Genomic DNA, 19,581 nt, shown 5'->3' with positions numbered 1-19,581 from the left:
ATCCACGATTACTGTTTTTCTTCGACAGAAACGCTGAAGTTAAATTTGGTCAATTTATTCGGTGAAACTCTCTGTACTCTCGGATTCTCACTGATGACTTTCATTCCTGTCGGTAGAGAGTCGGTATCAACCTTAACCAAGAAGTTTTTACCTTTCTTATCCAATACCCACTGATCTGGTACATGGTAACGACCATACTGGTCGGTTTCGATCACAATGCCTTCAACCGTTAGTAAGCGAACGCCAGGAATACCATCTTCATAAATACCTTTATTCTCAATGACAATTTCCCATAGGTAATGGTCGCCATCTTTGTACAAGTTTCGGGTGATATCGAGATTCTCTGCAGACAGCCCCTCTTTGCGATCATCTACGTGTTGAGTAGTTATGTTCCCCTCACGATCAAATACAATTCGGCTACCGCCATCACTAACGACACTAAAGCTAAAGCCTTTATCGCTGCGAGTTGAAACCTGGAGCGCAACCTTGTTTGACTCAGGTAGAGTTCGGTTTCGAGAAACACCAAACAGCTTGTTGATCTCAACTCCTTCTACTAAAGCAGAGTCGAGGAAGGTCGCCTTCTTAGGTTGTTTCGTCGCATGACTGTAGTTGTGCTGATAGTCCCCTGTTTGCTCCATTTTAATCCCATAAACATGCCCTTGGTGTTTACCACCTTGGTGCTCATGATCTTTAAGCACTCGCTCGTGGCCATTTTTTACCACAATGGTCGAGTTCGGAATGTAGTCTTGGTCTGAAATATTGGCTGCTATGACTACGTCAAACGCCGTTGCATCCGCTTGGAAACCATCCTTGTTATGATCTTCAAAAACTTTGCCAATAATCGATGCAGTATCAAACACCTTATCCGGTAACACTTCTACCGTTGCTGTCGCAGTGTTGGATTTCACCACTAGCGCACCGGTCACCTGCCCTTCCGGCGGTGACATTGCAACTGCAGTATTTACATACTTACCAAACGTCGCGCCCACAGAAACTCGCAATAGATAACGAATACGCACTTTTTCGGTAATGGATTTATCCGATGTTCCGTAAGCCAACATATCGCCAACGTTGAACGTCAAACTACTAGTTACGGCTGGATCATCTGTGCTGACAACGTCATCGCCGGTATCAAACTCACCATCAGGGCCACTGTTGGTCATTTCCGTAGAGCCTGGTACATACGCGAAACCGGCAGGGAAGCGGTCAATCAACTTCACACCTTTAAATTCCGATTCGTTGTTGTTCTGAATGATCACCTCATATTCGATCACATCACCGACTTGAGCATCCGTTTTTAATGCTTCTTTAGAAACGAATAGATCGCCTTCATTGTCAGCAAATTTCTTAACATGAATGGTCACATCGTCAGACGCAGTCGTACCTGTCGCGGGATCGGTCACTGTAAAGGTGTTGGTAATATCATCGTCCAAACCTTTGTTAAGCTGACCTGTGATCGTAATTTCATAACCGTTAGCCATGTAAGGCAATAGATCAAGCGACAAGCTGCCATCAGGTAACATCAGATCTTTATCCGTGAATTGACCTTTAATTTGTCCTGTTGGCCACTCTTCTATCTTCATCGTCCACGTAGTGAACAGTGTATTTCCGTTCGCACCGACAAGCTTGCTGATCTCATCCACCATCTGAGCGCCAGAAACCGTTGCCGAGCCTTCGTTACTCACTTTTAGGATATACGTCAGCTCATCATCGTCATTGGTGTATTCCGCGTTCTCACCTTTCGTTGTGGTTTTGTCGATGGCAAAGCTCACTGCTTCAGGAACAATCATGGCACTCACTGTTTCAATCGTCGCATTGCGAGAGCGAGCAGCTTGTGTTGATAACGTTGACGTCGACTCATCGATCTTATGCGCGGTATTAATGATTTCGCCCATTGCGCGAGGATCGACCGCGCCAGTAACGACAAATTCCACAGTATCACCCGGCGCTATATCCATTGCGGCATTGATGTCGCTATTCGCAGCAATAGAGCCAGGCTCAACTTGAGTACGAGGATCGCTGCTATTAATATCGACCGTCCAATCAGTGAACGCATTAATCACTTCTCGATTACCTGATGTTAAATCTGGGCGAGTTTGAACCTTAATTCGGGACATCGCGTCACGCAGTAACACATCATTGGCGAAACCTTTACTGTCATTAAACAACTTAATTCTAAACGTTGCTTTCTCTCCAGCTTTGTAGATTGGGTTATCGGCTTGTTTAGTGATGATGACGTTGTCAGGCTCAGGCATTAAGCTTGCTACCGCAGTAAAGCGCTCAGGGCGGCCAGTGTTCACTGACATTGATGCTTTATTGTCGATCTGACCAATCGCGTACTCATTGACCTTGCCCTTAATAACGAGCTCCAAAGTATCATTTGGTGCTAAGTTAACAGTCGCATCCACCTCTCGGTTGCTTCCAGTTGGATCTGGAGAGATCGTTGTTAGCTCATTACCTTTATTGATAGCAATCGTCCAGCTTTCAAATGCCTTTTCTCCTTTTGCAAGAGCGGTATCTACCGTCATTGAATCCAACAAATCTTTCAGTTGAATACCCGCAACAAAGGCTTCGTTTTGGTTCGTTAATACCACACGGAACGTTGACTCTTTGCCTGGCTCATAAGTCATTTCCGTTTCGCTGCCCGTCTCACCAACGAATTTTTCCAGTTTTAAGGAAATTGGACGATGCTTAATTAACGCATCTGCCTTCAACTGGGCATCTCCAGAAAAATCAACCGTCACTTGGTTGTAGATATCCGTTGTCGCGTAGCGATTAACGATGCCATCTATGGTAAAGACAATTTGGCTGTTGGGCGCCATATCCGCCACAGTGTCTATATCGGGGTTACTGCCCGAAGGTAGGACTGTTAGTGATGAATCAATAGAGCTGATTTGTGTTTTAACAGTCCAGGTTTCAAATGCAGTGCCAAGCGTTCCATCAACCAAAGTGACCATGACATCATTCATTATGTCTTTGATGGCAACATTATCAGCAAAACCTTCGCCTTCATTTTTTACCGTTACCGTAAATTGCGCAGGCTGCCCGGCTTGGTAAAACTCTTGGTCAGCAAGCTTCGACACTGTAATCGCAGCTGGTTTCGGCTGAATAACTGCCGTTGGTTCGAATGTTTTGCCATCATATTCAACGTTAGCCGTGTTGACGATTTCACCAATGGCTTTGTCATCTATCTCGCCTGTTACGGTAAAAACAATCGTGTCATTCGGCGCAAGATCCACAATATTCTTAATATCTGTGTTCCAACTAAATGTATGACTATCAACGCTTGTCATTGGGTCACTGGCAACGTAGTCATAAGTCCAGCGGCTAAACGCTTGGCGATCAATACCATCAGCAGTTTGCACTTTGATTTCAGAGATGATGTCGTCGATAACAATATCGTTGGCGAACGCAGGCCCTTTATTATGAATGGTAATCGAGAATCCATTAACAGAGCCGGGCGTGTAAAATTCCTCCGTTGGCGTTTTCAGCACTTCAATTTCAGGAATTAAAGGGACACTCAATGCCTCATCAGATAATGTTTTGCCATCGTACTCAACTGTTACGTTGTTGCGCACTTCTCCTATAATTTGGGGTTTTAACGTTCCTTTGATCGTTAAAGTGATTGTATCTTCCGGGGCAATATCTACTTTGTTATCAATGTAATCACCAGACAACGCAGGAAGAATAGTCGTCCCTTTGTCAGAGACGCCCGTAATTTCAATACTGCCCGGTTCAAAGACCGAAATAGAACCGCCATAAATGGTATCGGAAGTGATGCTATTAACCAGATCCGTGACTTGGACATTGGTAGCCCAAACGCGCTGCGTATTTGTGAGAACAACGGTATAAGTCAAGGTGTCGCGAGCTTGGTAAACCGCTTTGTCGACTGATTTAGAGACTGTTACCTCTGCATCTATTGGCTGATATGTCGCGCTACCTTGCGCAGGTTCAACACCATCAGCTTCGGCAGTCACTTGATTAGTAATCGCACCAATAACATTACTCTTAACCGTACCTTCTAAGTGCAGTTCGATTTTTGATCCTGGTGCAAGCTGATATTCACCACTAAAGCCGTCAGCGCTATCAAAATCAGTCTGTTTAATCACTACACTCTGACTTGATGATGGGTCAGTAATTGTAAGAGTACTTTTTGATGCATCCCAAGAGTCAAACACACGCTCCGCGACTAAGCTATCGACAACATCAGTGCGAATGTCTGAAGCTAGATCTTCAATTCGGACATGGCTTAAATAACCAGAACCGTTGTTCTCCACCACAATATCGAACCCAATTGAATCACCTGGCGCGTATAATGCTGGGGAAAGTGAGGCTTGTTTGGTGACAACTAAGCTCCCTGGCTCAGGATAGATGTAGTGTTCGCGTAAGTCGTACTGCTTATTGTTGATGTACATGGTGTTGCCAAACTTACCAATAGCATCATTTCGAACCTTACCAACCACATCAATTTTTAGAATCGTTGGCTCCGCTGCCGCAGCGCCTAACTTGACTATGGCATCAATATCTCCAGAAGTTTGAATCGAACTCGCGTCGTTATGCGCTGCGCTAATATTCGACACAAATGCCGCCGTCGTACTCCAGCTCTCTAGTGCTGTTTGCATAGAGCCATCTGCTGTTTCAACGGTAAACTTAGAAATCTCATCTTCTAAGTGAATATCAACATTAGAGTCTGATTTGTTCGCCACCAGCATTGTAAAGCGTACTTCACCGCCGGGAACATAGGTTGGTGTATCTGTGCTTTTTAATGCAAGAATATTGGCATCACCTTGGCCTAAAACAATCTCGTTGGAGTTCTTTCCATCTATTTTTGCAACATTAGTGATAGTGCCTAGCGCATCAGCGTCAACCGTTCCTGATAGACCAAACACAACCTTATCGCCCGGCATTAGGTCAAAAGTCGCATCCAATGGTTTCGAACCTTGGTAACTACCATTAATATCAAAACGATCAGCGCTCGGGTGCTCGATTAGAGTCGTAGAGAAATCACTGAACGCTTTTGCGCCTGTCGATGTAGAGATCGTGTTCAGCTTGTCGACGATCGTGACATCGTTAGCAATACCTTCGCCTTGGTTCTCAACCGTGATTGTGTAACTCACTTGGCCATTCGGATTATATTCACAACCACTACCAGAGTTCGATGGGAACGAACAACTACTACTGTCTGCCGTTGTGTTAGTAACTAATTTTTCAAACACAAGCTTTGGCTCAACTGGTGGAATCACGTTTGTTTCCACGCTGTGATCACCGCCTGTAGCGCTATTAGCAGCAATAATACCTAATGCATCCGGTCGAATTGTGCCTTTGATTGTGAATTCAATTTCTTCACCCGGTGCAATATCTGCCACGATATCTAGATCGCCATTTGAATCGTAGCTAGGTAAATAGGTATCGATATCGCCATCAATGCCAGCGGTTACTGTGTGTGTTATTTGGGTATCGATAAAGGCTTGTTCTTCACTACCGCCAAGTACCTCAACAGTCACATCAGAAATAATGTCACGCAGTACGGAATTGTCACGCCAAACAGGTTCTGTATTGGTTACGGTGAAGCGGTAAACCACCTCTTCGCCTGGTTTGTACGAATCCCCTTTCGAGTAACTACGTCCACCAATAGAGATAATTTCCTTGTTCACATCCAGATTTGAATGATCTGGTTTGATCTGAGACTTACCAAAACCTGAACCGTTGTACTTTGGTGTAATAGTAATTGCCGTCATCGCATCATCACGAATCTGCGCTTCTACTTTAAAATCTATCCAACCACCTGGCGCAATTGAAAGCGTTGGGATATCAATATCTATATTTGTTCCGCCAATATAGGTACCGATGTCCGTTGTAATTTCATCAGAGGTTGTCGCAGTTATTACCCAAGTTGCCGGTTCATAAACCACACCATGTTGATTATCTGCTTCACCCGCTGCATCTTGTGCAATTTTCGATTTTAGCTTGGTAAATTGCTCTAATAAGCTTGAGTCATATTCAGTACCTTTTCCTTGGTTTTCCACACGTAAGTGATACACCACTTTTTGCGCATCGGGTATGTGGTTAAAGGTCTTCTTATTGGTCGTATAGCTCGCGTCAGTATAAGCTTTGTGAACTTTCTTTAAGTTAGAAGGAAGCATATCGACACGTTCAGAAGGCAGATTGTGCTTGTTGTCCACTTTCGCTACGTTCTTGATCGAGCCTACAGCTTTTTCCGAAATTTTCGCCTTAACAGTGTATTTGACGAAAGTACCCGAACTATCCATTGAGCTCGCCGCAATGTCGAACTTAGTATCAATATTCGAATTATCAGCAACAGAGCCAGGATCTGACAACTTACTTGCATCGACTTGCGTAGCAATAGTCCATGAATCAAATGCAGCTCCGACAGTGCCATCAAAGTAGTCTGTCGTTATGCCTCGAATATCATCAACAATAGCAATATCTTTTAAATGAACATTGTTGTTGTTTTTAAGCGTGATTTCGTACTCGATATAACCGCCAGGTGTATAGCCCCCCGTCAATTCTGTCGAGCCATCCTTATCGTAAATCTTGCTAACATGTTTCTCGAAGTCATACTTCTGCGTATCAGGTTTCGACTCTGCGCTGACCGTATCCCCATCCACTTGCAGTAAGTTGACGATATTACCTACCGCATACGCATTAACTGTTGCAGTAATGACGTAATCAACCGTTTCACCTGCAGCAATTGATGCATGAGTATTGATATCTTGGTTATCTGCAATCTTGCCATCTAGATCAACTTGTGAACCTGAAGTACCTCCAGAAATAACCGGCTTAACTGTCCAACCATCAACAAAAGCAAGACCGTTGCTACCGTCTAACAAATCAACGGTAACCTCAGAAATCTTGTCCACAATAGGAATATTGTACGCGCCGCCTTTTCCATCATTCTCTATCGTTAAGTGGTAAGTGATCGGCTTCCCAGGTTGATAGTTCTTTTCTTCTACTGTTTTAGTGAATGACAAATGGTAGTCATATGGGTTGACGGTAATACCGCCTATCGTGATATCACCTACCGCATCATCACGTACCACGCCTTCCACGGTGTAAAGTACGTAGTCCCCACCCGCTACATCTATCGTAGTCGTAATGTTTTCATTGTTCGCGACCGTACCATTCAAGGTGCCATCGGTGGTACCGTCACCGCCATCGCTATCTTCTTTCTCGACCCCTACATTAAAGCGATCGCTAAATGGATTTGCTTTTGTGCCATCCAGTAGAAGAACTTCAACACCTTTGATATTTTCAGCTACCTTGTGGTTGTTGTAATAGCCTTTATTAGAGCTCACTTTAACCTTGTAAGTTAACGTATCGCCTGGCGCATAGAATTGGCTCGCTTTACCATTAACTAATAACTGACGAGTAGTATTGCCGCCACTGTCTACACGCTCCATCTCATGGTGTGAAACATGCGACTCTTCAGATACCTGTTTGTAGTCACGGAAAATATACGCATCGTTCGCAATGATCGGTTCTAGCATGCCGCTTATGTCACGAGAACCAACAACGTTGTCTTTGATACGTGCTTTTATTTTTACAATGCGTGTTTCACCCGCCGCCAATGAGAACGAAGTATCAACACCACCCAAAGGATAGATCAAATCATCCGTTGTTCGGCCTTGCCAACCTTTACCATCACCGTAATCAAATTCCCAAAATTCGAATGGAGATTGTTCGCCAAAGTCAGCAGCATCATTGTCTTTCTTGTTCGCGAGAACCGACTTAATTTCAGTTAATGGATCGACTAGCTTTAAGTTGTCAGCGACGTTCTCACTGTTGTTTTGAAGGTAGATGAAATAGGTGACATCATCGCCCGGAGTAAAACGAGTCACATCTGCCGTTTTTAATATCGATACGTTGAGCTTTGCATCTCCGCTATCACCAATTTCCGCTGTGGCAGATTGATCCAGATTATTTATCGGATCATGGATCTCAACCGTGTTGGAAATCTCATACTTTTTGTAATCCTTTTTGACCAAACCTCGGATTTTATACGTCACAAAACCCATACCTTGGACCGTTTGAGGATCTATATCGATACGCGTATCGATATTGCCATTATTCGGATAGTTAGACTTGCTGTCAGGGAAACTACCTGTTTTATATGGAGAATTATTTTTGTCAGTGAAGGCTGTAATCTCCCATTCGGAAAATACATCCATGCCTTTGATATCATCTTTCACTCGAACTTCGTTCGCATACCCAGCTCCACGGTTGTACACCGTAATGTCAAACTCAACCCATTGACCTGGATAAAACTCGTTCTCTTTCGTCGTTTTAACGACCACAACATTAGGCGTTTTTGGATACACCGTTGCCGCATCTTGAGCCGATGATTGGGAATCAGAATCTGGCGTTTCTACAACCACGCTGTTAGAGAACTGTTTGTAAATGATTTCATCGCCGTTACTGCGATCGATTTGCGCAGTGATGGTGTAAATCACCTCAACGTTCGGCGCAATTTGAACTACGGTATCAAGATCCTTGTTATCTTCAAATTTACCAACGTTCGTGTACTTGCTGTTTCCATTTAGCTCTGGGTCATCGGAAACAATGTCAGCTGTGATCGTCCAAGATGAAAACACTTTTTTCGTTGCTGTATCAGGTTCAAGTAAGCCCGCTTCAATAGAAGAAATCGCATCTTTTACTTTTACGTTGGTTGCGTAGCCATTGCCTTTGGCATTTTTTAGGTGCAACTGGTAAGTGATTTCGTTTTCAAGTTTTGAGTAACTGGTTTTTTCGCTATTGAAGCCCGAGTCATTATTCGTCTTGACCGTCTTGTTAACTTCAATATCAAAATCTCGTGGATCAGAGCCACGGTCAGCATAAACTTCGCCATCAACAGTAACGCTGTTTTGTATATGATCATTGGCAAGCGGATCGGTTACCGCTTTAATCGTATAGATGACATAGCTGTGAGGCTCAATCGTAGCTTCCACATTAAGAATATCTGGGCTTGATACAGTTCCGGTTATTCCTGTGTCCGTTGCGTTTGCTGTACTTCCGTCCGCATTAAATGCTTCTGCAGTGATCGTCCAGCTATTGTAAGCAGGAATCACAGAGCCGTAGATGTCCAAAGTTTCGACTGCGCGAAGATCATCTATCACACGGACTTGGTTAGCAAAACCATCACCATCGTTATCGACTCTGATTGTGTAAGTCAGCACGTCACCAGATGAATAAAAACGATTATCAACATCTTTACTTGCTCGCAGGTTATCTTCTGGCATTTGAACACCAGAACCACTCTCTGACACGTTATCTGAACAAGCTGGGTTGTCATCCAAGATAAGCCCGATACTAGAATCACTCACTTCAGCCGTCAGCTTATAGATCACAGACTTGCCTGGCGCAATATCAGGTGACACTGTCACTGCACTTGTCGTCCAAGATCCGTAGTTATAGCTACCATGGTCGGTACCTAACTTATCTTCACTACTTGCAGGCTCCAACTTCCAACGTTTAAATGCAGCGCTTTCTGCCGCGCCACCCGCCTGCGCAGTTTGAACACAGGTTAGATCATCGACAACCTGAAGGTTATTCGCAAAATACTTGCTTGAAGCGTTAGAGACTTCAATCTCATACTCGATCGTGTTGCCCGGAATATACTGTGACTCTTTGGTTGTCTTAACTATTTTGATCTCAGGATCATTCACGTTCAGGACGCGCTCAGCCTTAACTTCCTCAGAAATCTGAGCGTCTTGGACGAGCTTACCGCTTTCATCATACACGCCAGCATTGGCACCTTGAATCTCACCAATCGCGACTGGAGAAATAGATGCCTTAACCAAATAGGTAATCGATTCGTTAGGATACATTGAGATAGTATCGTCAAAGCTAACATCGGTTTGGACCCCTGACATCTTATAGTCAGACACGGTTTTCTCACCTGAATCACTCACCTCAATGGTCCATGACGCAAATGGGTTGCCCGAAACGTCACTATGGTTATGCTCTGGTTTTAAATTGTTCCCTAAACCCAAATTAGCAACAAGATCCGCAATATTTTGTTTGATGTGATAGTTATGCGCTATCCCTGATCCCGTATTATTCACCTCTACAGTAAAACTACGTTCACCGGAGACTAAATACGGGCTCGATTTGCTCAAGGTATGTTCAATGGATACAACAGGCTGAGCAGGTGGTGTGATTTGCTCATTGCCTACAACATCGCCATCTTTCGTATGGCCTGTCGCAGAAGTAATGATGTCCCCGATAAGGGTATCGGCTACCTTTGTGGCAATGGTATATGTGAGTTTGCCACCGACCGCAATTTTCGCATCAGAAACCGAGAGGTCCCCCGATTTACTATATATTCCTAGGTCGCTGCCATTACCAGATTTCTTCCCTGAGATAGTAACAGAACTAAATGGGCTTATTTTCGCACCATTCATATCCGCGACACTTAGAGATTGAAATGCTTGCTCAATATCTAAACCTTGAACTTGATACGAACCAGTATTCTTGACCTTTAACGTGTAGGTTAAAGGCTGGCCCACAAGATATTCCGCTTTATCGGTGCTCAACTCTAAGCTGTATTGATATGGGACGGGATCAAAAGTACTTTCAGTGGTAGGAGTAAATCGCTCATTGGTACTATCACCGTCTACATCAGCGGATACCTGTGTTTTACCCAGTAAAATTGATCCTACAATATCTTCGTTGACTTTCGCTGAGAATTGGTAAGTCAGCGTACCATAAGGAAAAAGGACTGCATCAGTAACGACTAAGTTACCATCCGTTCCAGTTAACGTTCCAGGCCTTGAACCCCAACTGTTTGAGGGTGTAATGTTTAGTACACTTAACGCTTTCGCCGAGCCACTTTCCGTTGCAGCCATTGTGTCACCTACTGGGTCTTCAATAACTACGCCAGCAATACGTTTTGCTGTAGTATTTTTAACCAACACTTGATAATCAATGACTTGACCATTTTCATATGTCGAGTGCGTCGGAGAAACCGTAATTTCGATTTCAGCGGCAAAGGCTGTAGCACTAAATGCCAGTAGCAAAAAGAGCCAAAAGGCACTTATTCTAGAAGAAAGATGACTTAACAAAGCTGAGTTATCCCATTATCTTGGTTATTGTTATTGCGAACTATTTTATTTTTTGTGCATATAACAAAAGTTGAGCAAGCCGGGTATTATTCGTTTGAGCTCTATGCTTTTGTCACTTCTGTGTCAAAATGTATCTGAAAAAAGCAAAATGTAACAACTCATCGGGTGCACATTAGCTATTGGTGGAAGAAAGTCCGAAAAGCCCTACAAGCTGGCTATTTAAATCTCGCCGAGGTTATAAACTGACCAAATGTTTCGCACCAAACAATCACTGTATTGTAATTTGTCAGCTCAAGTTCTGGAGGAAGTGGTAACGTAAAACGATCAAAAGTATCGATATCACCAATTTGAACCATCTCTGATTTGTGTTTATTAAAATCGACTTCGGTTTCGATATAAATTGGGGATAAATAGAGCTTATAGTCGGGCCCAGGAGCTAATGTACCGACAAATGCAATGTTGTGCTCACTGATCGAGACAGAGCCCTCTCCCCAATGGAGAAAATCGCTGTCTTGGCGATCGCGTTGAAAAGAAGCCGTAAAAAGCGCGTTATTGGTTACACGCTCAACGACTTGCATGGAAGGTGATTGGGGCTGAGTAAGGATAGGCAAAGCGTATATACCCAACGCAAAACCTATCCCTCCAACTAAAAGGTGACTGGCAACAAGTAAAATCCTTTTCATCTCATCAACCTGAGTATTCAATACACCGATTAAATGTACACGATAATCAATGAGATATCAGTGTTGCATAGAGATATTATCTATAACTTATTGCTGTTTTTTCTGACAAGGTCACAATAACGTTTACTGCCTGCTCCATACCTTCGACTGAGATAAATTCATGGATACCGTGAAAGTTATAACCACCCGTAAAAATGTTTGGGCATGGTAAGCCCATAAATGACAATCTCGCGCCATCCGTCCCCCCTCTAATCGGTTTAATCAACGGTTCTACATCGCAGGCAATCATGGCTTGTTTGGCGAGCTCAATGATATGTGGGTGTGGCTCAACCATCTCTTTCATATTGAAGTAGCTATCGCTGAGCTTTAACTCAACACGGCCTTTCGTTAGTTGGCTATTTAGCTCATCCACTTTCTTTTGCATAAACACTTTGCGTGCTTCTAAGCCTTCACGTTCGAAATCACGGATGATGTAGCCGAGTTCACTGCGCGCAACAGACATTTCTGCCGATTTAAGATGATAGAAGCCTTCATAGCCCTCGGTAGTTTCGGGCGTTTCATCACTTGGCATCAACAATTGAAACTGCGCAGCAATATTCATTGAGTTGACCATCTTATCTTTTGCAGTACCTGGGTGCACATTGGTTCCATAACAAATCACATCTGCACTGGTCGCATTGAAATTCTCATACTCCAGTTCTCCAACAGGCCCGCCATCAATAGTATATGCCCACTGAGCACCAAATTTTTCAACGTCAAATAGATTGGCACCACGGCCGATTTCTTCATCTGGAGTGAACCCGATACAGATGTCACCGTGTGGAATATCTGGATTATTGATAAGTTCAGAAACAGCAGAAATGATCTCTGCAATACCAGCTTTATTATCAGCGCCGAGAAGCGTTGTGCCATCAGTAGTAATCAAATTATGGCCATGCAACTTGTGAAGATCTGGGTATTGGATAGGAGAAAGGACTTCATCTCCTTTGCCAAGTGCGATGTCTCCGCCTTGATAGTCTTCGACGAATTGCGGCTTTACATCTTTACCAGATGCATCCGGCGCGGTGTCCATATGGGCAACAAAACCAATTGCGGGTACTGGGTAGTCAACGTTACTTGGGAGTTTGGCCATTAGGTAGCCGTTCTTATCAAGAGTCACTTCACTCAAACCGAGCTCTATCAACTCATTTTTTAAGAATTCAGCAAAAGTAAATTGCCCCGCACTACTAGGGCAAGCAGAGTTATGAGGGTCAGATTGGGTGTCAAAAGTCACATAGCGAAGGAAGCGTTGTACAAGTTCGTTCATTATCATTCTCTTTTATTTGTAGTCGACGAATACGATAGCCAACCATCCTACGCCGATGAATTGAGAGAATTTTGCTATAAATCAGTTTTGTGAAAGATACTAATAATGAAAAAGCCCAAATCGTTTCCAATTTAGGCTTTATAAACACATCAACGGCGGTTAAAGCAGAATAAAGATACCTGCTAAACAAGCACTCATTAAGTTTGCTAAAGTACCTGCAAGTACTGCTTTGATACCAAGGTTAGCCACTTCCGCACGGCGCTCCGGTGCAATAACACCGATTGAACCTAGCTGAATTGCAATAGAACCAATATTAGCGAAACCACACAATGCAAAAGTAATGATGACTTGAGTATGCTCAGAAAGCAGCGCTTTATGCTCCACGAAATCGATGAAAGCAACAAACTCGTTCATAACGATTTTCTGACCAATGTAAGAGCCTGCAGCCAAAACTTCGTTTGATGGTACACCGATAACCCAAGCCAATGGTGAGAATAAGTAGCCAAACAGCGCTTGAAGAGTAATACCGGTAAAACCGACCAGTTCACCCAAGCTTTCAAGACCCGTGTTTACCATCGCAATCACGCTCACAAATGCAATCAACATGGTACCTACAGCAACCGCGACCTTCATTCCGTTCATTGCACCACTTGCAAGCGCGTCGATCACATTGCTTTCTTGAGCTTGGTCCATTTCAATGTTTGATTGATCAATCGGTGTCTCACGTTCAGGTACGATGATTTTCGCCATCATCAAACTGCCTGGAGCTGCCATAAAACTAGCAGCGATCAGGTACTTTAACTCTACACCTAGACCTGCATAGCCACCTAGTACACTACCGGCAACAGAAGCCATACCACCAGCCATCACAGCAAACAGTTCAGAACGAGTCATACGAGAAAGAAATGGACGAACAAGAAGTGGCGACTCGCCTTGTGAAAGGAAAATATTACCTGTGGCGACTAGTGATTCCGCTTTACTTGTACCTAGGAATTTCTGAATGCCACCACCAAGAAATTCGATGACTTTCTGCATAATACCGAGGTAATAAAGCGCTGAGATTAATGCACTGAAGAAAATGATAATAGGAAGGACACGAACTGCGAAGATAAAACCAGTATTTGCGAGATCGCCAAATAGGAAAGCAATACCTTCATCGGCAAAACCTAGTAAGCTAGAAACACCGCTACTTAAACTCGTTAGCGCAGCTTGACCCCAAGGAAAATAGAGGACCAACGCAGCAAAACCAACTTGAAGCATTAACGCGCGCGATACCGTTTTCCAATTGATCGACTTACGACTTTCTGACAGTAGAACCGCACACAACAGCAATACCGCGACACCGATTAAGCCAAATAAAACATTCATTAAAGATTACCTCTACAAGCATTGAATAAATAGCTGGTCCGGTCCGTGGGGTCATTCACTATTCCCTGTGACGGCTTGTATTGGTAGAGCATTGCTCTCAACCGGGCGGAAAGTATAACGAGGAAAAAGAGATATTCATCACATATTTTTACGCAAACGTTCAAGCGTTCACTCTGTAAGCAGTTCACTCTAAAATCAGCGGATTTGAGTTGAACCTCGACAAATTTCTGTATCTGTTTACAAGATTTTCATGGAGCAAGATCACAGTAAGAGGTATGTAATCGTTATCATTACAAAATAAAAGTTGGTGATTTCTGAATCGACTTCTAATTTTAAAGAGTGTTAATTAACGTACTACTGAACAGATACGTCTTCTAACAACGTCATTGGCTTGAAAAACACAACAATCTTTGCCCTGTGCATATACAGGGCTTTTTTTCGTTTGCATCTCGCGCAGCAAAAGCCTTGGGTATACAATACCTATCTAATCAATGCCCGAGAATAACCAATGCAACGCGACTATACGTATACTTCCCTTTCTCAATCTCCTCGTGAAGAACTTGAAGAATTAAGTATGAGAATGATTCAACGACTTGTACCTGATGAATCAATGACGGAGCTGTTTACTTTTGATCAATATGAAACAGAGAGCGAAGACAAGCTTCTCGAAGCTCGATTTGACGCGATGCTCCGTATGAGTGCTATTGCTCTAAGTGAAATCCCTGCTTTATTTGATGAATCGGAGAATAAGGAGCAAAACATTGTACGTATGCAACGTTTACTTCTCTGGCATTTTTATGCTTCTTCGTTCCAACTAGAATCAGCTATTCCATTAGAAGTACACTGTAACCACGTTGAAGTCATTCTAAAGCAAAGCCCAAAAAGTGCACTTGAATGGGTAACGACACTGACAGACCTTCTCCGTCAGTACTCGCAGATTGGTCAGAAGTAGTAATCCGCGCGCATGCTTTGCTCAATCTAAGCAAAACTTACAGCACCGGACTCTCGATCATCACCTTCAAGAGATTATCAAGAGTCCACAGTGACTCAATAGCGCGTTTTTCAATCGAGAAACTTCGCACACCAGTGTTTAATAACAGGTACTTTATCTACCTCTCATTGTTTTTGCGCTATCTCTTTCTTAATCTGCTCCACGCTTTTACCTGCAACCGCAATATTGGCATCCGGTTGTTCGCGTATAGAAACTAAAAATAGTTCTTTCGGTATTCCAGTAATTTCAACTGAAACTTCTGTCAACTTTTCAATCAGTTGTACTTTTACTTCATCCGTCAATTGACCCGATTCAAAAGCAATAAATGGCATAGTTCTTCCCTTAACGACTAGTGTATCCGAAAGGTATTATTTCACCTTCTCTTATGACAAAACAACGCTACGAGAGTAGTAGTCACCACCTAGCCCATTCGATTATTTCTGGGGCGGTAATGTAACCGCTATAAAAACTCGACTCCAAGCTTGGTATTAAGTCGATTTGTAACCATTAATTTCATTCAGACTAACTATGATTTTTACTCGAACTAACAAAACAAGAACTAGTTCAAATATTAAGTTCAATTCTATTCTGCTCTTTGAAGAAACCTTGATTTGTTATTTGCCATATAAATCTTTAAATGACTTGAACCCACTCCATTATGTACGCTTATAAAGCAGACAATTGATATTCTTTGACATGAAGGCTATGTTAGTTAAAACTTTTAAAAACAAAGGTAAATTACCATGGATAATTTGTTTAAATCAGCGGCAGAAAGTAATAAGCGTGCCCCAGTAACCACACTATTTGTTAAAAACGGATTTAAGATCTCAATGACTGATTTCGACCACGTAATTTTTTTCGGGATAATGTTAAAGTCAGCGCCCGCTTCGACGTAAAATCAAACCTAGAATCCGTGAGGATGTTACAAAAATAGACCATTTATTGAAGCTTAGCTGGTTAAACTACGGGGGTAGCCAGCTAACTCAAAACACTGTGTATTAGAACTCAATTCAATAAAAACCAAAAATCCTTAGATGCGAAAATCCATTCTAAACGCCTTGTTAGGTACTGAGAGGGCATGTGTGTAAAAGTGATTCTTTTATGTTTTCAGATACACTACTTAAATCACTCATATCAATATCATCCGCCTCGCTGATGCGGTTGTGATTTGCGAAGATAACCAGTTTATTCTTCTCAAAGGTTATATTTACATCAAAACCATTAGATTTAACTATCACCGCATCATCGCTAAAAGTAGCCGATTCAAACTGGGGATCATTAAACAATGTTCTTTCAATACAATCACTATCAATCCCACCATGAGTCTCGGTCGTGCTTGTATAAGACAATGAACTTTCATCATGAGTGGTATATTCAAACTTACAACCTGCAATAATTATTACGGAAAAGTATCCCGCCATCACTTTCTTCATATTTTATCCTTAATAAACTATTTATAGTCACACACCATAATTTTACCCTTACTCAGTAACACTGCTTGGCATGCAATAACTAGCTCGGATCAAAATTACATTTTCAGACTACTATAAGCAAGCAACTACTCAAGGGGCATCTGAAATTTTTGAGTGTGAAATCTAATTCGTAGTAGAGAGATTGCAACAATTTCAGAATAGAGAATATCAGTGAGTTACGGTGTTTATATCCTTAAATCCACCGGCGTACTTTTCTACAGTATTCTTCATATTCTATACCAAATTTTGTGTACATCATTTTCTCCTCATAAGATATATACCACCTATCAGTTATTAAAAAGAAGATAGCTGTTAATAAAAAAGATAAAAGAGAGCCACCCATTAGTATAGAGAAACCGAGCATTGCTATAGTGAATCCAAGATACATAGGGTTTCTAGTATATTGATAAATCCCACTCGTAACCAACACCGTTGGTTCATCGAACGTCTTAATATTAGTGTCGAATTTCTTGAATAATTGCTTACCTAAAATTGAAAGTACCAGACCAATACAAATAATAGGAATGCCAGTTAGGTTGTATGGAAAGTCAAATGACTTGGGAAGATCTACACCCCAACAAATAAAAGCCATAACAATGATAAAAATTAAGAACAAAAATGGTGGTAATAGTTTTTTCATCTCGACACTCCGCTATAGTAAAGCTTGAGTATATAAGAATCTATTATCAGTACCTTAACCTATGTTAAGTCCATCTCGCGACGAATACGAGACAACGAGACAACGTAACATCCGTAAAACCTAAATACATAGCGACATGGCGAAGAGGTATGTCTTACTGTCATCACCAAATTCATCTAAAAATTCCAAGTAGCGCTCCTTCGCAGACAACATAAGAAAGCCAGCCTCTCTCTTTTCTTTCTTTAAAACTAAGCGCTCAAACATCTTGCGCACTAAATCTCCCCAATTACTATTGGATTTTGAAAGTTTCAGCAAATTCGAGTAGCTTATCGAAGCGATAGTGCATTTTGTAAGCGCCTGAGCAAAAAACGGGCAAGGACTACCCTCAACAATTGAACTAATACTCGCAAAAGCCCCGCCTTGTCTTACCAGCGATTTATTACGCTCGTTACCATTTTTATCAATATAAAAATACCTGCCAACACCACGAAGAACAAAATGAACATCTAGAGGAAAATCGCCACTAGCAAAGATATACTCCTTCGAACAGCAACACCTAAAACTAAAAAATGGGAGAGCTGCATCCATATCAGCTTCGCTTAAAGTACCAATGTATGAGAGCGTGTCCAGCAACAGCTTTTTATCAGTATCTTCCATATCTTCATCTCAAATAAACGAACTAAAAAAAGCATAACGCTCTGTTAAGGGGTGAGCAACGCAATACTGAAGCCGCCGTATACAACCCTAAACACTAAAACTAACGCATAGTAAAAATGCCACGCGTTGCGAATCCCTCTTGAACAGTTTGTTAACTGAGCGCCTTTCAGTTTTCGCAGATCTTTCAGCCACTTTCGCCAAAGCTCGTTTTGCTAATTAATGATTAGCAAAGCTAACTCAAATATGTATTTAACCAAAAAATTACCATTTATCTTTAGTTTGAAATGCGTCTCACAACACCATGCTTCGGCGATGTAAGTGCGCCGAACTAATCGCGAATGCCTTATATTATTAGAAGGCTTTGTGCCACCTTTCACATCAGTAAACTTAAGTATCAAACTGAAATTAGTCGCATTAGCTCAGATAAGGAAACCGACCGAACACGCTAAATCTCTGAACCTAGAAACTGTATCATTGTGCTTTCGTATTTTCTGCGCCAGTTAACGCCCAATTAAGGGGTAAACAACGCTGCCACCCACACCTAAAGCATTGTGCCATAGACACTAAAATTGAAGTAGAAGCTAAAGTGCCAAGCGTTGAGAATCCCTCTTAAATTGCTTGTTATGTGCGTGCTAGCCTGTTGCACCGTTTAATTGCAACAAGTCCCATTTAGTACCATATAAGTCTTCGAACACGACTACTGTACCGTACTCTTCGACTCGCGGCTCTTCCAGAAATACCACACCATTTGATTTCATTAGCTCGTAATCGCGCCAAAAGTCATTGGTTTGTAGAAACAAGAATACACGACCGCCAGTTTGATTACCTACAGCATGAGATTGAGCCTCAGTGCTCGCTTGAGCTAGAAGTAAATTTGTACCATTAGAATTTGGAGGTGATACCTGCACCCAGCGCTTACCACCACCTAAATCGGTATCTTCGACCAATGTAAATTGAAGCTTCTGAGTATAGAACTCAATAGCGTCATCGTAGTTTTCAACGACTAGAGCTACATTACCGATTTGCTGCTGAACTGGCTTAGACATACTGAAATTCAATTTCCTCAAAACACTGATTCTACAATAATTTGTCGATTTTTCGAGAAAGCACATAACTCCCAATTAAGGGGTGAACAACGCCCTGTTAAGGGGTGAGCAACGCAATACCGATGCCGCCGCATACCACCTTAAACACTAAAACCAACGCATAGTGAAAATGCCACGCGTTGCGAATCACTCTTAAACAGATTGTTATGCTTCTTGGATTCAAGTACGAAGTGCGACACCACTGAAAAATAAAACAGTGAGATGCGATAATCATGATTTTGCTCCCGCCAAGAAGTAAAGCTATGAAATATACACACCTCACTGAGAAAGAAAGATA

The 19,581-nt window shown here is 42.3% G+C and carries 10 protein-coding genes and 1 pseudogene; 2 read left to right on the top strand and 9 right to left on the bottom strand.

All coding sequences use genetic code 11. The features are described 5' to 3' along the window. Window positions 1-8 precede the first annotated feature (8 nt). The 4 genes from GVO60_RS07435 to GVO60_RS07420 all read right to left on the bottom strand — a co-directional run bounded on the left by GVO60_RS07435 (window position 9) and on the right by GVO60_RS07420 (window position 14,438). Window positions 9-10,991, bottom strand: a complete 10,983-nt coding sequence (locus GVO60_RS07435) for a DUF11 domain-containing protein (protein ID WP_159653281.1) — start codon at window positions 10,989-10,991, stop codon at window positions 9-11. A gap of 305 nt (window positions 10,992-11,296) precedes the next feature. Continuing rightward, complete coding sequence (locus tag GVO60_RS07430) at window positions 11,297-11,764, bottom strand: DM13 domain-containing protein (protein WP_159652498.1); 468 nt, start codon at window positions 11,762-11,764, stop codon at window positions 11,297-11,299. Between the two features lie 76 nt (window positions 11,765-11,840). Beyond that, window positions 11,841-13,070 carry a peptidase T gene (gene pepT / locus GVO60_RS07425; protein WP_159652496.1) on the bottom strand — a complete coding sequence of 410 codons (1,230 nt, stop codon included), beginning with the start codon at window positions 13,068-13,070 and terminating at the stop codon, window positions 11,841-11,843. Between the two features lie 159 nt (window positions 13,071-13,229). Next, window positions 13,230-14,438, bottom strand: coding sequence for a NupC/NupG family nucleoside CNT transporter (locus tag GVO60_RS07420; RefSeq protein WP_159652494.1), 1,209 nt, complete (start codon window positions 14,436-14,438; stop codon window positions 13,230-13,232). Window positions 14,439-14,946: 508 nt separating this feature from the next. On the opposite strand from GVO60_RS07420, the gene GVO60_RS07415 reads away from it, so the two are divergent. Continuing rightward, window positions 14,947-15,390, top strand: coding sequence for an exoribonuclease R (locus tag GVO60_RS07415; RefSeq protein WP_159652492.1), 444 nt, complete (start codon window positions 14,947-14,949; stop codon window positions 15,388-15,390). Between the two features lie 164 nt (window positions 15,391-15,554). Here the strand turns inward: GVO60_RS07415 and GVO60_RS07410 are convergent, their stop codons facing one another. Beyond that, window positions 15,555-15,761: a tautomerase family protein gene (locus GVO60_RS07410; protein ID WP_159652490.1), complete on the bottom strand. Its 207-nt coding sequence runs from the start codon at window positions 15,759-15,761 to the stop codon at window positions 15,555-15,557. Between the two features lie 411 nt (window positions 15,762-16,172). Here GVO60_RS07410 and GVO60_RS22550 point away from each other — a divergent pair. Beyond that, window positions 16,173-16,363, top strand: a pseudogene (locus GVO60_RS22550) (hypothetical protein). 127 nt (window positions 16,364-16,490) lie between these two features. Here the strand turns inward: GVO60_RS22550 and GVO60_RS07405 are convergent. The 4 genes from GVO60_RS07405 to GVO60_RS07385 all read right to left on the bottom strand — a co-directional run bounded on the left by GVO60_RS07405 (window position 16,491) and on the right by GVO60_RS07385 (window position 19,244). After that, the gene (locus GVO60_RS07405) at window positions 16,491-16,862 is read right to left on the bottom strand and encodes a hypothetical protein (protein ID WP_159652488.1); all 372 of its coding nucleotides are present in this window, start codon (window positions 16,860-16,862) and stop codon (window positions 16,491-16,493) included. A 232-nt stretch (window positions 16,863-17,094) separates the two neighbouring features. Continuing rightward, on the bottom strand, window positions 17,095-17,541 hold the full coding sequence (locus tag GVO60_RS07400) for a methyltransferase family protein (protein WP_159652486.1): 447 nt from the start codon (window positions 17,539-17,541) through the stop codon (window positions 17,095-17,097). 120 nt (window positions 17,542-17,661) lie between these two features. Then, window positions 17,662-18,198 (bottom strand): Crp/Fnr family transcriptional regulator, encoded by a 537-nt coding sequence (locus GVO60_RS07395; RefSeq protein ID WP_225874907.1) that lies wholly within the window; start codon window positions 18,196-18,198, stop codon window positions 17,662-17,664. Between the two features lie 632 nt (window positions 18,199-18,830). Further along, window positions 18,831-19,244: a VOC family protein gene (locus GVO60_RS07385; protein WP_159652484.1), complete on the bottom strand. Its 414-nt coding sequence runs from the start codon at window positions 19,242-19,244 to the stop codon at window positions 18,831-18,833. Between the last annotated feature and the right edge of the window lie 337 nt (window positions 19,245-19,581).

Source organism: Vibrio atypicus (genome assembly GCF_009811315.1).
Classification (GTDB): domain Bacteria; phylum Pseudomonadota; class Gammaproteobacteria; order Enterobacterales; family Vibrionaceae; genus Vibrio; species Vibrio atypicus.
This window is presented reverse-complemented; position numbering and strand designations above follow the sequence as displayed.